Below are 16,550 nucleotides of genomic sequence, written 5' to 3' on the forward strand. Positions count from 1 at the left end.
CCCTGTCGCCATGCGCTGATCAGGTCAGCGCGATGGACTGGTTCTTGCGCTCGGCCAGCCGCTTTTCCAGGTAGTGGATGTTCTGTCCGCCGGCCTGGAAGCCCTTGTCGCGCATGATGCGCTGCTGCAGGGCCACGTTGGTCTTGATCCCGTCCACCACCATCTCGCTCAGTGCCACCCGCATGCGGGCGATGGCGGTGTCGCGGTCCGGGCCGTGCACGATCAGCTTGCCGATCATCGAGTCATAGTTGGCCGGCACGCGGTAGCCGCCGTAGATGTGCGTGTCCACGCGCACGCCCGGGCCGCCCGGCGGGTAGAAACCGGTGATGGTGCCGGGGCACGGGAAGAAGGTTTCCGGGTCCTCGGCGTTGATCCGGCACTCGATGGCGTGGCCATTGATCTGGATGTCGCTCTGCTTGATCGACAGCTTGTGGCCGGCGGCGATCTTCAGCTGCTCGGCGACCAGATCGATCCCGGTGATCATCTCCGTCACCGGATGCTCCACCTGGATGCGGGTGTTCATCTCGATGAAGTAGAAGCGGCCGTTCTCGAACAGGAATTCGAAGGTGCCGGCGCCGCGGTAGCCGATGCGGATGCAGGCTTCCACGCAGACCTTGCCGATCTCCGCACGCAGTTCCGGGGTAATGCCCGGCGCCGGCGCTTCTTCCACCACCTTCTGGTGGCGGCGCTGCATCGAGCAGTCGCGTTCGCCCAGATGGATGGCGTTGCCCTGGCCGTCGGCCAGCACCTGGATCTCCACGTGACGCGGGTTTTCCAGGAACTTCTCCATATAGACCATGTCGTTGCCGAACGCGGCCTTGGCTTCCTGCTTGGTGGTGGCGATGGCGTTGACCAGCGCGCCCTCGGTATGGACCACGCGCATGCCGCGGCCGCCGCCGCCGCCGGCCGCCTTGACGATGACCGGATAGCCGATCTCGCGGGCGATCTTGACGTTGGTGGCCGGGTCTTCGCCCAGCGGGCCGCCCGAACCGGGCACGCACGGCACGCCGGCGGCCTTCATCGCGCGGATGGCTTCGACCTTGTCGCCCATCAGGCGGATGGTGTCCGCCCTGGGGCCGATGAAGATGAAGCCGGACTCTTCCACGCGTTCGGCGAAGTTGGCGTTCTCGGAGAGGAAGCCGTAGCCGGGATGGATGGCCTGGGCGTCGGTGACCTCGGCCGCGGCGATGATCGCCGGGATGTTGAGATAGCTGTCCGTGGACGGGGCCGGGCCGATGCAGACCGACTCGTCGGCCATGGCCACGTGCTTGAGGTTGCGGTCAACGGTGGAATGCACCGCGACCGTGCGGATGCCCAGGGTATGGCAGGCGCGCAGGATACGCAGCGCGATCTCACCCCGGTTGGCGATAACGACCTTGTCGAGCATGGCCGGCGCCTCAGGCGATCACGAACAGCGGCTGGTCGAACTCGACCGGCTGGCCGTTCTCACCCAGGATCGCCACGACCGTACCGGCGACTTCGGCTTCGATCGGGTTGAACATCTTCATCGCCTCGATGATGGCCAGGGTCTCGCCGGCCTTGACCTGCTGGCCGACGCTGACGAAGGCCGGCTTGTCCGGCGAGGACGAGGCATAGAAGGTGCCGACCATCGGCGCGCGCTGCACGTGGCCGTCCGGCAGGGCGTTGCCCGGCTTGGCGGTACCGCCGGTGGAGGCCTCGGTCGGGCCGCTCATCGGCATGGCGGCGGCCGGTGCCGGGGCGGCGTAGACCGGAGCCGGCGCCGGGGCGGCATAGCCGGCCACCGGGGTGCGCGACAGGCGCACGGACTCTTCGCCTTCCTTGATCTCGATCTCGGCCAGATTCGACTCTTCCAGCAGGTCGATCAGTTTCTTGATTTTGCGCAGGTCCATTGAATACCTCGTTGGGTGGTGTTCGAAACCGTGGGCGTCAGGCGCCACGCGGTTCCGTGGAAAGGGTCAGAGCCGCTGCAGGGCGGCGTCCATGGCGTAGCGGTAGCTGTCGGCGCCAAAGCCGCAGATCACCCCCACCGCCTTGTCGCTCAGATAGCTGTGGTGGCGGAATGGCTCGCGGCTGTGCGGGTTGGACAGGTGGATCTCGATAAAAGGGATCGCCACGGCGGCCAGCGCATCGCGCAGTGCCACCGAGGTGTGGGTGAAGGCGGCCGGATTGATCAGGATGAAGGCGGTACCGTCGGTACGGGCGGCCTGCACCCGGTCCACCAGCACATGTTCGGCATTGGACTGCAGGTGCTCGGTCGCATGCCCGGCCTGCTGCGCCTGCGTCATCAGCGCGGCGTCGATCTGGGCCAGCGTCGCGCTGCCGTAGACCTCGGGTTCGCGCGTACCCAGCAGATTCAGGTTGGGGCCGTGAAGGACCAGCAGTTTTGCCATGGGCCGCAGGGTTGGCAGGAAAGGGCGGCAGTGTGAGGGAAGCTGGCGATGCTGTCCAGTTCGACGAAATTAGCTTCGTTTTAATCGTTTGTTTGAATTTTTCTGGTGGCCACGCCGTGGTACTCCCGGCAGACGCTGCGGCAGGCAGAGCGCAGGGTGCAGGCGTCAACGGCGCGATCACCCGGATTACGAATCTGCGGGAAGTCGGCCTGTTCGCCGACGATCGCCGCCAGGCGGCCCCATCGCTCAGGGCAGCTGTGCCCAGCGCTCGATCTCGCCGGCTTTGAACGGGCCGAGTTTCTGCCTGACGATGCGCCCCTGCGCATCGACCAGCACGCTGTAGGGCAGCAGCCCTCGGGTGTTGCCAAGCCTGACGCTGGCGTCGGCCGGTCCCGGTGTGTCGAGCACGATCGGGTAGTACACCGGCACATTGCCCAGGAAGTCGAGCACGGCCTCGGGGCTGTCCAGGGCCAGGCCGAGCACCTGCGGGCCATTGTCGGCATGTTGGGCGGCAAAGCGTGCCAGTTCCGGCATTTCCTCGATGCACGGTGCGCACCAGCTGGCCCAGACGTTGATCAGCAGGGGGCGACCAAGGAACCGCCCGGGCAGTGGGGTGGGCATGCCGTCCAGGTCCGGCAGCGTCAGTGCCGGCATCGCGTCGCCTGGGACGGCGGCGTACACCGCCGGCGGTGCTGCCGGCAAGGGCGGTGGCGACGGAAGGGGATCGGTCCCGGGCCTGGTCAGCCACAGCCCGGCGCCGGTACCGGCCGCGGCGGCCAGGGCGATGACCACGGGCCAGGCCGGCCGGCGCATCTCAGCGGGCCGCCCGCAGCAGCGCGTCTTCGACGACGGCCTGGGTCAGTACGGTGGGCAGCACCCGCGGCGGCGCGCCCGGGCCGTAGACCACGTACAGCGGTACGCCCACGGCCTTGTGCTGCTCGAGGAAGGCGCTGATCTGCGGGTCGACATTGGTCCAGTCGCCGCGCATATACACCGCATCCAGGCGCTTGAGGGTGTCGCGGAAGGCGTCACGGTCCAGCACGTTGCGCTCGTTGGCCTTGCAGGTCACGCACCAGTCGGCGGTCATGTTGACCAGCACCACGCGGTTGTCGGCGCGCAGGCGGTCGAGCATTTCCGGCGAATACGCCACGGCGCCTTCGCTGGTGGCCTGCGCCGCCGGCGGAGCGAGACGGGTCACGGCCCAGACCGGAGCCAGCGCGGCCAGTACGATCAGCGCGCCCAGCGCCATGCCCGCGTGGCGGCTGTGCCAGCGGCTGCGCTCGAACCACCACAGACCCAGCGCCAGCAATGTCGCACCCGCCAGCAACAGCGCCACCGCGTCGATGCCGCGCTGCTTGCCCAGCACCCAGAGCAGCCAGATGGCGGTGAAATACATCGGGAAGGCCAGCACCTGCTTGAAGGTTTCCATCCATGCCCCGGGCTTGGGCAGGCGCCGTGCCAGGCGCGGGACGAAGCCGATCAGCAGGAACGGCAGCGCCAGTCCCAGGCCCAGGGCCAGGAACACCAGCATCGCCAGCAGCGGCGGGGCGGTGAAGGCATAGGCCAGTGCCGGGCCCATGAACGGGGCGATGCACGGACTGGCCACCACGCAGGCCAGTACGCCGGTGAAGAAATCACCGGCCGCCCCGCTGCGGTGGGCCAGCGACTGGCCGACGCCGCCGAGACGGCCGCCAAGCGTGAACACGCCCGACAGGCTCAGGCCGACCGCGAACATCAGATAGACGAGGGTGGCGATGAACCACGGATGCTGCAGCTGGAAGCCCCAGCCCGCCGCCTGGCCGGCTGCCCGCAGCGCCAGCACCAGCGCACCGATCGCGCTGAAGGCGACCAGCACCCCGAGCGTGTACCAGAGGGCGTGGCGGCGCGCGTGCAGGCGGCTTTCGCCACTCTGCGCCAGCCCCAGCACCTTCAGCGACAGTACCGGCAGCACGCAGGGCATCAGATTCAGGACCAGGCCCCCGAGCAGCGCCAGCGCCAGGATCCCCAGCAGCGCCGGGCGTGCGGTGGTGCCCGGGGGCTGGCTGCGCAGGCTGTTGTCGGCCGAGGCGTCCAGTGATAGGGCGCCGGTGCCCGGGTCGGCATTGGGGCGCATCACCAGCGGCTGCGGTGCGCCGGCTTCTGCCTGCAGTGGGGTGGGCTCGAGGGCCGCGGCCGGCGCGGCCTTCTGTCCGCTGGGCAGCGGCGGGATCACCAGCGGTGCGACGACCGCCTCCTCGCGGGGCGAGACCCTACCGGCCGGCAGCGACAGGCGCACGCGCCGGGTCATCGGCGGATAGCAGATGCCATCGGTCTGGCAGCCCTGGAAAGTGGCCACCAGGGTGGCGCTGGTGGCCTCGGCGCGCTCGCGGCGCAGAGGTACCGGCACCTCGACCTGGTCGAAATAGACCACGACATTGCCGAAGTGCTCGTCGCGGTAGGGCTGGCCGGCCGGCCATTGCGGCTTGCCGGTGCGGATGCCCGCAGCGCCTTCCAGCGCCAGCGAGGTGCGGTCGCGATACAGGTAATAGCCGGGCGCCGGCGAGAAGCGCAGCAGCAGGCGGTTGCCGTCATCGACGATGGCTTCAAAGCCGAAGGCCTGTTCCGACGGCAGCGGCAGCTCCTGTGCCGCCGCCGCGCCGGGCAGCTTCAGGCCGCCGGTGTTGCGCGCCAGCGGGTTGAACAGGGGCGCGCCGGACCCGGCAGCGGCGCTGGATGCGGCGGCGCCGGGCAGTTTCACCTCGATGCTGCGTTTCTGCGGTGGATAGCACACCCCGGCATCGGCGCAGCCCTGGTAGCGCACTTCCAGGGTCACGCTGTCCGCGCCGGACTCGGCCGTGCCCGGTAGGGTGGCCCGCAGCTGCCGGTGGTAGGTCTCCACATCGCCGAAGAACTGGTCGTACTTCTTCTTGCCGGCGGGCATCTGCAAGGCGCCGGCGGTAAAGCCGGGGCCGGCCTTGACGCTGGTGCGGTGGCGGTAGAGGTAGTAGCCCGGGGCGATGTCCCAGCGCAGCTCGATCCGCTCGCGGCTGCCGGCCTCGGCCTTCAGGACGAAGGCCTGGTCGACCGGCAGCAGGCCCTTTTCATCCAGGGCCAGGGCGGGCAGGGCGCACAGGGACAGCAGGCACAGCGCGGTCAAACGTTGGAACAACATCATCGATCAGGTTTCCTCCCGGGTCTGGGCCCGGATCCAGTCCAGATACGCCGGCAGGCCGGCGTCCGGGGAGACCACCAGGATCTCCGGCAATTCATAGGGGTGCTGCTGGACGATAGCAGCGGACAGGGCGTCCAGCCGCTCGGCGCAGGTCTTGATCAGCAGCTGCACCTCCTGCGCCTGCTCGATCTGTCCCTGCCAGCGGTACACAGACTGCATCGGCGGCAACAAGTTCACGCAGGCGGCCAGCCGCTGCTCCACCAGGTGGCGGGCCAGCGATTGCGCAGTCACAGTGTCCGGGCAGGTGCAAAAGACCAGTCTTACGTCCATGCGGGCATTGTCGCAGAAGCGTCGCCCACACTTTCAAAGAGGAGTTCCAATACCGTTGTCACCGCTTGCATGTTGCGGCAAGTCACAGTTTTTGTAGGCGTGTTTCACCTGCGATGAAAGGCCGGATCACTGGCGACTGGCGCCGTTGGGTGACGTATGTACCGCTGGTTGGCACGCAACAGGAGGCGGCTTCCGGGAACGACGCACCGCACGGGGATTCACGCTGATCGAGTTGATGGTGGTGGCGATCCTTGCCATCCTCGCGGCCATCGCGCTGCCGGCCTATCCGAACCCTGTACTGCGCAGCAAAATCCGCAGGGCGGAAAGTGCCAGAGGCTGTGCGTCCTGCCATCTGCTGTGATGCAGTGTCGCCGGCGGGCGTAACCCACGGTTCGGTCCACGGGTCCCGCTACCCCTGATATTCAAGAAGCAGTCCAGCCCTGCGGCCGGGCGGCAATTTCTCTCTTGCTATGGCGTGGCCCGCTTGTCTCCCGGGCCGCGCCATTTTTTTCTTGCAGCCCTTGAAAGCCTCCGGGCGGGCCCCATCTCGCAGTCATGCCCGTTCGACGGGCGTTTTTACGCGTGGCACCTATATCGCCGGCAAAGCGGTCGGGTTCCGCCGAAGTTTTCAGGCCAATCAATAACTTAAGAGGTCTTTTCATGAGCATCAAGCCGCTTCACGACCGCGTTGTGGTCAAGCCGATCGAAGCCGAGGAAGTTTCCGCCGGCGGCATCCTGATCCCGGATTCGGCCAAGGAAAAGTCCACCAAGGGTGAAGTCGTGGCCGTGGGCCCGGGCAAGCCGCTGGACAACGGTTCGGTGCGTGCGCCGGCGCTGAAGGTCGGCGACAAGGTCATCTACGGCCAGTATGCCGGTTCGACCTACAAGGCCGACGGCGTCGAGTACAAGGTGCTGCGCGAAGACGACATCCTCGCCATCGTCGGCTGAGCGCGTCTTCCCACCTGATCCACCCCCAGACACTCTTATATTTACTGAGGTAACAGCACATGGCTGCCAAGGATATCCGTTTCGGTGAAGACGCCCGTTCGCGCATGGTGCGCGGCGTCAACACGCTCGCCAATGCCGTCAAGGCCACCCTGGGCCCGAAGGGCCGCAATGTCGTGCTCGAAAAGAGCTTCGGCGCCCCGACCATCACCAAGGACGGTGTGTCCGTGGCCAAGGAAATCGAACTGGCTGACAAGTTCGAGAACATGGGCGCGCAGATGGTGAAGGAAGTCGCTTCCCGCACCAACGACGATGCCGGTGACGGCACCACCACCGCCACCGTGCTGGCCCAGGCCCTGATCCGTGAAGGCGCCAAGGCTGTGGCCGCCGGCATGAACCCGATGGACCTCAAGCGCGGTATCGACAAGGCCGTGGTTGCCGCCGTCGCCGAGCTGAAGAACATCTCCAAGCCGACCGCTGACGACAAGGCCATCGCCCAGGTCGGTACCATCTCGGCCAACTCGGACGAGTCGATCGGCAACATCATCGCCGAAGCGATGAAGAAGGTCGGCAAGGAAGGCGTGATCACCGTCGAGGAAGGCTCGGGTCTGGAAAACGAGCTGGACGTGGTGGAAGGCATGCAGTTCGACCGCGGCTACCTGTCGCCGTACTTCATCAACAACCAGCAGGCGCAGACCGCCGACCTGGACGATCCGTTCGTGCTGCTGCACGACAAGAAGATCTCCAACGTGCGTGACCTGCTGCCGGTGCTGGAAGGCGTCGCCAAGGCCGGCAAGCCGCTGCTGATCATCGCCGAGGACATCGAAGGCGAAGCGCTGGCGACCCTGGTGGTCAACACCATCCGCGGCATCGTCAAGGTCGTGGCCGTCAAGGCCCCGGGCTTCGGCGACCGTCGCAAGGCGATGCTGGAAGACATGGCCGTGCTGACCGGCGGCACCGTGATCTCCGAGGAAGTGGGCCTGTCGCTGGACAAGGCCACGATCAAGGACCTGGGCCGCGCCAAGAAGGTGCAGGTCTCCAAGGAGAACACCACGATCATCGACGGCGCCGGCGATGTCGCCGCCATCGAGGCCCGTGTTGGTCAGATCAAGACCCAGATCGAGGACACCTCCTCCGATTACGACCGCGAGAAGCTGCAGGAACGCGTGGCCAAGCTGGCCGGCGGCGTGGCCGTGATCAAGGTCGGTGCCTCGACCGAAATCGAAATGAAGGAAAAGAAGGACCGCGTCGATGACGCCCTGCACGCGACCCGTGCGGCGGTGGAAGAAGGTGTGGTCCCGGGCGGCGGTGTGGCGCTGGTGCGTGCGGTTGCCGCGCTGGCCGGTCTGAAGGGTAACAACGAAGACCAGAACCACGGCATCCAGATCGCGCTGCGTGCGATGGAAGCCCCGCTGCGCGAAATCGTCGCCAACGCCGGTGAAGAGCCGTCCGTGATCGTCAACAAGGTCAAGGAAGGCAAGGGCAACTTCGGTTACAACGCCGCCAACGGCGAGTTTGGCGACATGATCGAGTTCGGCATCCTGGATCCGACCAAGGTGACCCGTTCGGCCCTGCAGAACGCCGCGTCGATCGCCGGCCTGATGATCACCACCGAAGCGATGGTGGCCGAGGCGCCGAAGAAGGACGAGCCGGCCATGGGTGCCGGTGGCATGGGCGGCATGGGTGGCATGGGCGGTATGGACTTCTAAGTCCGCCGCGGCCTCACCGCTGCTGATGTACGCAAAACCCCGCCGCGAGGCGGGGTTTTGTTTTGTCTGCGCTGTGCGGTTGCCGCCGCGTCAGCCGCGCAGCTGCGCGCTGGCCCATTGCACGATGCTGCTGGCGGGCATCGCGCCGGACTGGCGTGCGATCTCGTGACCGCCCTGGATCAACACCATGGTCGGGATGCTGCGGATGCCGAAGCGGGAGGCGATCGCCGGTTCGGCCTCGGTATCGACTTTGCCCAGGCGCATGCGTGGTTCCAGCTGCGCGGCCGCCTTGGTGAACTCCGGCGCCATCTGCCGGCACGGGCCGCACCAGCCCGCCCAGAAATCCACCAGCAGCGGAATCTGCGAGCGGCTGGCATGGGCCTCGAACGCGGCGCTGTTCAACGCCAGCGGCGTGGCGGTGAACAGCGGCCGGTGGCATCGCCCGCAGGCCGGTGCCTGTCCCAGGCGCGCGCCGGGGACGCGGTTGATGGCATGGCAGTGCGGGCAGGCGATCTGCAGCAATCCGGTGGTGTCGTTGTTCATCGCAGCGGTCAGGAACGCGGTGAGCGGCGGTGCAGTATGCCGCCGTTGCGATGAACTTCTTATCGCTGCTGCTTTATGAAGATAGATCCTGCGGGGAAGAACACGATGGTGCCGGACCCAAGGTGTCCGTTGCCCCTGAAACTGTCGCATCGCACAAAAAACCGTGTTATCAATGCTCCCCATGAACGCAGCCCGCGCCAGCTTTTACTTCTGGTATTACTTTCCCAAGCCGCTGGCGGAGGAAGGACTGCGCTCACCCTGAAGAAACTTTCAGATGCATTCCCGAAAAGCCGCCAGCGAACCTGGCGGCTTTTTTCATGCCGCCACGCTGGGGCAGAACCATTCACTCGTTTTGAACTGGAGACCCCCATGCCCCCCCACACCGACGATCTTCGCATCCGCAAACTTGAACCGCTGACTTCGCCGGCACAGCTGCTGGCGTTGTTGCCCTGTGATGAACAGGCCTCGCAGACCGTGGCCGATGCCCGCGCCGCGCTGCACCGCATCCTGCACGGCCAGGACGACCGTCTCGCCGTCGTGGTGGGCCCCTGCTCGATCCACGATCCGGTGGCGGCGATGGAATACGCCCAGCGCCTGCGTCCGTTGCGCGATGCGCTCAGTGGTGAACTCGAAATCGTCATGCGCGTGTACTTCGAGAAGCCGCGCACCACGGTGGGCTGGAAGGGCCTGATCAACGATCCGGACCTGGATGGCAGCTTCAACATCAACAAGGGCCTGCGCGTGGCGCGCGGCCTGCTGCGTGACATCAACCGCCTTGGCCTGCCGGCCGGCGTGGAGTTTTTGGACGTGATCTCGCCGCAGTACATCGCCGATCTGGTGGCGTGGGGCGCGATCGGCGCGCGCACCACCGAAAGCCAGGTGCACCGCGAGCTGGCCTCGGGGCTGTCGTGCCCGGTGGGTTTCAAGAACGGCACCACCGGTGATGTGAAGATCGCTGCCGATGCGGTCGGCGCGGCCTCGCACCCGCACCACTTCCTGTCGGTGACCAAGGAAGGCGGCACCGCCATCGTCGCCACCCAGGGCAACCCGGACTGCCATGTGATCCTGCGCGGCGGCAAGGCCCCGAACTACGACGCCGCCAGTGTGCAGGCCGCCAGCGACGTGCTGGCCAAGTCGCAGCTGCCGGCGCGGTTGATGATCGATGCCAGCCATGCCAACAGCAGCAAGAAGCCGGAGAACCAGCCCAAGGTGATCGATGACGTCGCGATGCAGGTGGAAGCGGGCGAGCAGCGCATCGTCGGGGTGATGATCGAGAGCCATCTGGTGGCCGGCCGCCAGGAGCTGATCGAAGGCCAGCCGCTGGTCTATGGGCAGAGCATCACCGATGGCTGCATCGACTGGGACAGCACCGTGCAGGTGCTGGAGCGTCTGGCCGAGGCGGTGCGTGCGCGTCGCCGCGTGCAGCTGGAGGCGGCGGCCTGAGCCTTGTGTGACGTCCCTACTGGTGCACGGGAGCCTGCCGCAGTAGTTTACGCAGCCGGAGGCGCGAGGCCTCCGGTCTGCTGTGGCGACGGGGCAATCCACCTCCCCCGGCAGGAAGCCGATCAGTTCACCGTTCCAGGGAGAAGGAAGTAATGCGTACCCGTATGTGCAGTGTGGCGTTGGCAATGGCGCTGGTTCCGGCGATGGCGGTGGCCGCCAGGAAGCCGGTCGAGGATTCGGGCAGTGGTTGCCTGCAGAACCTGTCGGTGACCGGCGGTTTCAGCTCCGGCAAGCAGTTCCTGGCCTCGACCGACCACGAAGGCCTGGGCTATGCGGAAGTCTTCGCCAAGACGGTGGCCGCGATCGAGGCCGAAGGCATGGTCGGCATCTACCCGAACGAGCGCACCGGCTATATCGCCGCGGAAAATCCGGTCACCGGCGGGGGCGGCGCCACCGTGCCACTGCGCACCACCGTGCGCCGCCAGGACGATGGCAGCGTGCGCGTGGAAGTGCGATTCAGCACCAAGGGCGGGCAGATGACCTCGAACAAGGCCGTGGGCGCGGGCATGTGCAAGATCGCCGACGCCGCCAGCCTGTGATGTAGGCCTGCAACGCCTGTGCGCACCGCCAGCTGGTTCCTGTATCTGCTTGAATGCCGTGACGGCAGCTACTACGCGGGTATCAGCACCGATGTGGAGGCGCGCTTCCAGGCGCACCGCGCCGGCAAGGGCGCGCGTTACACCCGCGCGTATCCACCGCTGCGGATCCTGGCCAGCCGCCCCTATGCCGACCGCTCCGCCGCCTCGCGCGCGGAATGGCAGATCAAACAGTTGCCGCGCGAGCGCAAGCTGGCCTGGCTGGAGCGGCAGGAGGATTGAGGTAGAGTCGGCTGCGCGGTGGCGGTGGCTGATCGCCGCCGCGTCCGGTTGTCCGGACCTTCCGCCCTGCCTGCGGCAGCGCGGAGGCCGCGAGCCGGCCTCATCCTCAACGCGGGGGAATTGCGATGGCAGGTTGGTACGAGTTGGACAAGAGCAGTGACGGCCAGTTCTATTTCGTGCTCAAGGCGGGCAACGCCGAGGTGATCCTCACCAGCGAGCGCTACAGCACGCGGACCGCGGCCGAGAACGGTATCGCCTCGGTGCAGCACAACAGCCCCGACGAGGCGCGCTACGAGCGCAAGACCGCCAGCGACGGGCGCTACCACTTCAATCTCAAGGCCGCCAATCACCAGGTGATCGGCAGCAGCCAGCTGTATGCCTCGCAGGCGGCACGCGAAGCGGGCATCACCAGCGTCAAGGGCAATGGCCCCAGCACTACCATCAAGGACAGAACGGCGGTCTGAGCGCGATCTGCGGTCGTTGCCTAAAACGAAAAGCCCGGCGTTGCGCCGGGCTTTTTTTTGAAGCGCGCTGAAAGGACTCAGCCCTTCATGCTGCCGGTGTCGAGCCAGCGCTGGTGCCAGGACAAGGCTTCCGGCAGCAGGTGCGGAGTGTGCTTGCCGTAGCTGTCGCGGCTGGCGCGGTCGAAATAATCGTTGAGCTGGTCGCGGAAATCCGGATGCGCGCAGTTGTCGATCAGCACGCGGGCGCGCTTGCGCGGGGTCAGGCCGCGCAGGTCGGCCAGGCCCTGTTCGGTGACGATGATCGACACGTCGTGCTCGGTGTGGTCGACGTGACTGGCCATCGGCACGATCGCCGAGATGGTGCCGTTCTTGGCGGTGGACGGGCTCAGGAACGTGGACAGGAAGCCGTTGCGGGCGAAGTCGCCGGAGCCGCCGATGCCGTTCATGATGCGGCTGCCCATCACGTGGGTGGAATTCACGTTGCCGTAGATGTCTACCTCGATCATGCCGTTCATGCCGATGCAGCCCAGGCGGCGCACCAGTTCCGGATGGTTGGAGATCTCCTGCGTGCGCATGATGATGCGCTGGCGGTAGAAATCGATGTTGCGCTTGAACTCCTCGTTGGCTTCCGGGCTCAGCGCGAAGCCGGTGCACGAGGCGTAACTGAGCACGCCGGACTTGAGCAGGTCGAGCATGCCGTCCTGGATCACCTCGGTGAAGGCGGCCAGGTCGCGGAAACCGCTCTTGGCCAGCCCGGCCAGCACCGCGTTGGGGATGTTGCCCACGCCGGACTGCAGCGGCAGCAGGTTGGCCGGCAACCGGCCCTGCTTGACCTCGTGCTTGAGGAAGTCGATCAGGTGCGCGGCGATCATCTCGCTGGTGGCATCGATCGGGCTGAACGGGCTGTTGCGGTCCGGGCCGTGGGTACGAACCACCGCGACGATCTTGTCCGGATCGCAGTGCAGCGAGGTGTCGCCGATGCGGTCGTTGGCGCTGACCAGCGGGATCGGCTTGCGGTGCGGCGGCAGCGCGGTGCCGTAGTAGATGTCGTGCATGCCATCGACGCCGGCCGGCTGCCAGTCGTTGACCTCGATGATCACCTTCTTGGCCAGGTCCAGCCAGGTCTTGTTGTTGCCGACCGAGGTGGAGGGCACCAGCGAGCCGTCCTCGCGGATCGCCGAGACCTCGATCACCGCGGTGTCGATCTCGCCATAGAAGCCGAACCAGACATGCTGGGCGACGTGGCTGAGGTGGATGTCGATGTAGTCGAGCTTGCCTTCGTTGATGCGCGTGCGGGCATCGGGATCGCTCTGGAACGGCATGCGCATGGCGATGCCGTCGGCCTTGGCCAGCGCGCCATCCAGTTCCGGTGCGGTGGAGGCGCCGGTCAGCAGTTTGATCTGGAACGGCAGGCCATCGGCATGCACCTGTTCGATGCGCTTGGCCAGCGCCACCGGCACGGCCTTGGGATAGCCGGAGCCGGTGAAACCGCTCATGGCAACAGTTTCGCCCGGCTGGATCAGGGCGGCAGCGGCTTCGGCAGAAACCACGCGGTCACGCAGACGCGCGTCGAGAATACGTTCGACAGACATGACGACAAGTTTTCGTAGGGGACACTGGATTATCGCGGATCGGACGCGGGGATGTTGTCCGACCTTGGTGGGATGGCGCCGGCCGCCGGAATGCTTCTGTACTGCCGGGTATTGTTTTGCACTGCAGCGTGCAAGTTGCTTCCGATCCCCGCAGGATCGCTCTGCATCCCGACGTGGGGGAGGGAGCAAAGCCCGCTGGCAGTTCGCTGCCAGCGGGCTTTTTTATTGTCTTTTCGCGGCAGATCGCGACCGCAGTTGGCAGCGGATGCCAGAATTGGCGCATGAGTCCAATCGCCTCCGCCCTGCCTGAATCCGTCCTTCCGGTCGTCGACCGCGCGCTGGCCCGCCTGCGGCTGGCTGTCCCTGATCCGTCGCATTGGCCGCCCTCGGCCGCCTTCGACGCCGGCCTGCGACAGCTGGCGGTGGCCAGCGATTTCGCCATCGACACCCTGTGCCGGCAGCCGGAACTGCTGCGCTGGCTGGCCGACGGCGCCGCTGTGCCGCTGCCGCCACCGGTGCTGGACCCGCTGCAGGCCAGCGCCTGGCCGACCCGGCTGCGCCGCTACCGCGCGGCGGTTTCCACCGCCCTGGTCTGGCGCGATCTGCTTGGTCTGGACGAGGTGGAGGCGACGCTGGCCGGTGCCACCGCGCTGGCCGAGGACTGCCTGCAGCTGGCACTGGCCGCGCTGGAGCAGGAGTTCGCCCAGCGCCATGGCGTGGTCCGTGCCGCCGATGGCAGTGTGCAGCGGCTGGTGGTGTTCGGGCTGGGCAAGCTCGGTGGCGGCGAGCTGAATTTCTCCTCCGATATCGATCTGGTCTACGCCTACCCGGAAGGAGGCGAGTCCGATGGCGCCCGCCCGCTTGCGGCCGAGGAGTATTTCGCCCGGCTCGGCCAGCGGTTGGCACGGCTGCTGGATGAAACCACCGCCGAAGGCTTCTGCCATCGCGTCGACCTGCGCCTGCGCCCGTTCGGCAGCGCCGGCCGGGTGGCGTTGTCATTTGCCGCGATGGACCAGTATTTCCAGCGCGAGGGCCGCGACTGGGAACGCTATGCGTGGATCAAGGCGCGCGCGGTGGCCGGCGATATCGCCGCCGGCGAGGCGTGGCTGCAGACGCTGCGGCCGTTCGTCTATCGCCGCTATCTGGATTTCACCGCGCTCGACGGCCTGCGCGAGATGAAGGCCGCGATCACCGCCGAGGTCGCGCGCAAGGACCGGCTGGACGATATCAAGCGCGGCCCGGGCGGCATCCGCGAGATCGAGTTCCTGGCCCAGGCGCTGCAGCTGATCCGCGGCGGCCGCGAAGCGGCGCTGCGCGAGCGGCGCCTGCTGCCAGCCCTGCGCGCGCTGGTCGAGGCCGGGCAGATGGCGGCCGGCGATGGCCAGGACCTGATCGACGCCTACCGCTTCCTGCGGCGGCTGGAGAACCGCCTGCAGATGCTGCGCGACGCGCAGACCCACGCGCTGCCGGTCGATCCGCTGGACCGCGAACGCATCGCGCTGGGCCTGTGCTATGCCGGTTGGGAGGCGCTGCTGCGCGATCTGGACGGACAGCGGCAGCGGGTGGCCACCGAGTTCGACGCGCTGCTGGCGCCGCGCCAGGGCCAGGCTGCGCCCGATGCGCTGGCCAGCTACTGGCGGGTGCTGCCCGGCGGCGGCAGTGCCGAGGTGCTGGCCGAAGCCGGCTTCGCCGATGCCACCGGCGCGGACCAGTCCTTGCGCGAGTTCGCCCAGTCGCTGGGGGTGAAGTCGCTGTCCGACGCGGCGCGGGCGCGGCTGGACCGGGTGCTGCCGGCGCTGCTGCATGCCGCCACCCGCTCGCCGCAGCCCGATGCCGCGCTGCGCCGCGTGCTCGGCCTGCTGCAGGCGATCCTGCGCCGCACCAGCTATCTGGCGCTGCTGGACGAGCAGCCCAGCGCGCTGGAACGGCTGGTCAACGTGCTGGCGCGCAGCGCGCTGCTGTCCGAGCGTCTGGTCGGTTTCCCGCTGCTGCTGGACGAGCTGCTCGATACCCGCGTGGCCGGGCCGATGCCGCAGCTGCAGGACATGCACGACGCCTGCGCGCAGGCGCTGACCCTCGACGATCCGGAAGCGGCGCTGCGCATGCTCAACGAGGTGCGGCTGGCGTTGAGCTTCCGCATGGCGCTGGCCTTCCACGATGGCCGCCAGCCGGCGGTGGACTGCACCCGGCAGCTGGCGCAGCTGGCCGACGCGGTGGTGGTGACGGTGCTGGAAATGGCCCGTGCCGATCTGGTCGCCACGCATGGCGAAGTGCCCGGCGGGCGCTTTGCGATCATCGGTTACGGCAGCCTCGGCGGGCTGGAGCTGGGCTTCGGCTCGGATCTGGATCTGGTGTTCCTGTACGACCACCCGGCCGGGGTGGATGCCAGTGATGGCGGCCGGCCGCTGGAAAGCGGGCGCTGGTTCGCGCGGCTGGCGCAGAAGGTGATGGCGCTGCTGGCCGCGGTCACCGCCGCCGGCCGCCTGTACGACATCGATGTGCGGCTGCGCCCGGATGGCGGCAAGGGCGCGCTGGTGTCCTCGCTGGCCAGCTACACCGACTACCAGCGCGAGCGCGCCTGGACCTGGGAGCATCAGGCGCTGGTGCGCGCCCGCGCGATCGCCGGCGAGCCCTCGCTGCTGGCCGATTTCGAACAGGTGCGCGCGGCCACGCTGGGCCGGATGCGCGACCACGCTACCCTGTACGCCGACGTGCTGAAGATGCGCGCGCGCATGCGCACCGAACTGGACCGCAGTGACGCGGCGCGGATGGACCTGAAGCAGGGCGCCGGCGGGCTGGTGGATCTGGAGTTCGTGCTGCAGACCGGGGTGCTGGCGCAGGCGGCCGGCCATCCGGCGCTGTGCGAGCCGCGCGAGACCCCGTTCCTGATCGCGGCACTGGCCGCGGCCGGTTGGCTGCCCGGCACTACCGCGGTGGCGCTGCACGACGCCCATGCCACGTTGCTCGATGCCGGGCTGCGCTGCACGCTGGACCGGCGGCCGCGCATCACCGCGCCCACCCCGGAAATCGAAGCGGCGTGCGCGGCGATCACCGCCGCGGCCATCGCCCAGGGCTTGCCGTTCGAACCGGGCAAAGCGGCGCTGTAGGTCTCACTCCCTGGTC

General features: G+C 67.5%; 16 protein-coding genes. 8 read left to right on the top strand and 8 right to left on the bottom strand.

Going from position 1 to position 16,550, the window contains the following annotated elements; translation table 11 throughout:
• Nucleotides 1–19: 19 nt before the first annotated feature.
• The 6 genes from accC to cutA all read right to left on the bottom strand — a co-directional run bounded on the left by accC (nucleotide 20) and on the right by cutA (nucleotide 5,853).
• Entirely contained in the window at nucleotides 20–1,387 is a 1,368-nt protein-coding gene (accC, locus tag ACVOMC_RS02375) for an acetyl-CoA carboxylase biotin carboxylase subunit (protein WP_054660431.1), read from the bottom strand.
• A 10-nt stretch (nucleotides 1,388–1,397) separates the two neighbouring features.
• Nucleotides 1,398–1,871, bottom strand: a complete 474-nt coding sequence (accB, locus tag ACVOMC_RS02380; protein ID WP_057505770.1) for an acetyl-CoA carboxylase biotin carboxyl carrier protein — start codon at nucleotides 1,869–1,871, stop codon at nucleotides 1,398–1,400.
• A 66-nt stretch (nucleotides 1,872–1,937) separates the two neighbouring features.
• Nucleotides 1,938–2,372, bottom strand: coding sequence for a type II 3-dehydroquinate dehydratase (aroQ, locus tag ACVOMC_RS02385; protein ID WP_054660863.1), 435 nt, complete (start codon nucleotides 2,370–2,372; stop codon nucleotides 1,938–1,940).
• Nucleotides 2,373–2,618: 246 nt separating this feature from the next.
• The gene (locus ACVOMC_RS02390; protein WP_057505769.1) at nucleotides 2,619–3,185 is read right to left on the bottom strand and encodes a TlpA disulfide reductase family protein; all 567 of its coding nucleotides are present in this window, start codon (nucleotides 3,183–3,185) and stop codon (nucleotides 2,619–2,621) included.
• Nucleotide 3,186: 1 nt separating this feature from the next.
• A complete protein-coding gene (locus tag ACVOMC_RS02395; RefSeq protein ID WP_481522688.1) occupies nucleotides 3,187–5,526 on the bottom strand; it encodes a protein-disulfide reductase DsbD family protein in 2,340 nt (779 codons plus the stop codon).
• A gap of 3 nt (nucleotides 5,527–5,529) precedes the next feature.
• Entirely contained in the window at nucleotides 5,530–5,853 is a 324-nt protein-coding gene (cutA, locus tag ACVOMC_RS02400) for a divalent-cation tolerance protein CutA (protein ID WP_054658667.1), read from the bottom strand.
• A gap of 145 nt (nucleotides 5,854–5,998) precedes the next feature.
• On the opposite strand from cutA, the gene ACVOMC_RS02405 reads away from it, so the two are divergent.
• The 3 genes from ACVOMC_RS02405 to groL all read left to right on the top strand — a co-directional run bounded on the left by ACVOMC_RS02405 (nucleotide 5,999) and on the right by groL (nucleotide 8,507).
• Nucleotides 5,999–6,214 (top strand): prepilin-type N-terminal cleavage/methylation domain-containing protein, encoded by a 216-nt coding sequence (locus ACVOMC_RS02405; RefSeq protein ID WP_481522689.1) that lies wholly within the window; start codon nucleotides 5,999–6,001, stop codon nucleotides 6,212–6,214.
• A gap of 299 nt (nucleotides 6,215–6,513) precedes the next feature.
• Nucleotides 6,514–6,801: a co-chaperone GroES gene (locus ACVOMC_RS02410; protein ID WP_481522690.1), complete on the top strand. Its 288-nt coding sequence runs from the start codon at nucleotides 6,514–6,516 to the stop codon at nucleotides 6,799–6,801.
• Between the two features lie 59 nt (nucleotides 6,802–6,860).
• Complete coding sequence (gene groL, locus ACVOMC_RS02415) at nucleotides 6,861–8,507, top strand: chaperonin GroEL (protein WP_057505767.1); 1,647 nt, start codon at nucleotides 6,861–6,863, stop codon at nucleotides 8,505–8,507.
• 90 nt (nucleotides 8,508–8,597) lie between these two features.
• On the opposite strand, the gene trxC is transcribed toward groL, so the two are convergent.
• The gene (trxC, locus tag ACVOMC_RS02420; RefSeq protein ID WP_057505766.1) at nucleotides 8,598–9,050 is read right to left on the bottom strand and encodes a thioredoxin TrxC; all 453 of its coding nucleotides are present in this window, start codon (nucleotides 9,048–9,050) and stop codon (nucleotides 8,598–8,600) included.
• 369 nt (nucleotides 9,051–9,419) lie between these two features.
• Here trxC and ACVOMC_RS02425 point away from each other — a divergent pair, with 369 nt between their 5' ends.
• The 4 genes from ACVOMC_RS02425 (at nucleotide 9,420) to ACVOMC_RS02440 (ending at nucleotide 11,835) form a co-directional block, all read left to right on the top strand.
• Nucleotides 9,420–10,493, top strand: coding sequence for a 3-deoxy-7-phosphoheptulonate synthase (locus tag ACVOMC_RS02425; RefSeq protein ID WP_481522691.1), 1,074 nt, complete (start codon nucleotides 9,420–9,422; stop codon nucleotides 10,491–10,493).
• 152 nt (nucleotides 10,494–10,645) lie between these two features.
• A complete protein-coding gene (locus ACVOMC_RS02430) occupies nucleotides 10,646–11,092 on the top strand; it encodes a hypothetical protein (protein WP_481522692.1) in 447 nt (148 codons plus the stop codon).
• A gap of 18 nt (nucleotides 11,093–11,110) precedes the next feature.
• Nucleotides 11,111–11,371 (top strand): GIY-YIG nuclease family protein, encoded by a 261-nt coding sequence (locus ACVOMC_RS02435; RefSeq protein WP_481522693.1) that lies wholly within the window; start codon nucleotides 11,111–11,113, stop codon nucleotides 11,369–11,371.
• A gap of 125 nt (nucleotides 11,372–11,496) precedes the next feature.
• Nucleotides 11,497–11,835, top strand: coding sequence for a YegP family protein (locus ACVOMC_RS02440; protein ID WP_057505765.1), 339 nt, complete (start codon nucleotides 11,497–11,499; stop codon nucleotides 11,833–11,835).
• A 77-nt stretch (nucleotides 11,836–11,912) separates the two neighbouring features.
• Here ACVOMC_RS02440 and ACVOMC_RS02445 read toward each other — a convergent pair whose 3' ends face one another.
• Nucleotides 11,913–13,427 carry an acetyl-CoA hydrolase/transferase family protein gene (locus ACVOMC_RS02445; RefSeq protein ID WP_481522694.1) on the bottom strand — a complete coding sequence of 505 codons (1,515 nt, stop codon included), beginning with the start codon at nucleotides 13,425–13,427 and terminating at the stop codon, nucleotides 11,913–11,915.
• Between the two features lie 281 nt (nucleotides 13,428–13,708).
• Here ACVOMC_RS02445 and glnE point away from each other — a divergent pair, with 281 nt between their 5' ends.
• Nucleotides 13,709–16,534 (top strand): bifunctional [glutamate--ammonia ligase]-adenylyl-L-tyrosine phosphorylase/[glutamate--ammonia-ligase] adenylyltransferase, encoded by a 2,826-nt coding sequence (glnE, locus tag ACVOMC_RS02450; protein ID WP_481522695.1) that lies wholly within the window; start codon nucleotides 13,709–13,711, stop codon nucleotides 16,532–16,534.
• Nucleotides 16,535–16,550: the final 16 nt, after the last annotated feature.

Source organism: Stenotrophomonas sp. STEN014 (assembly GCF_056760315.1).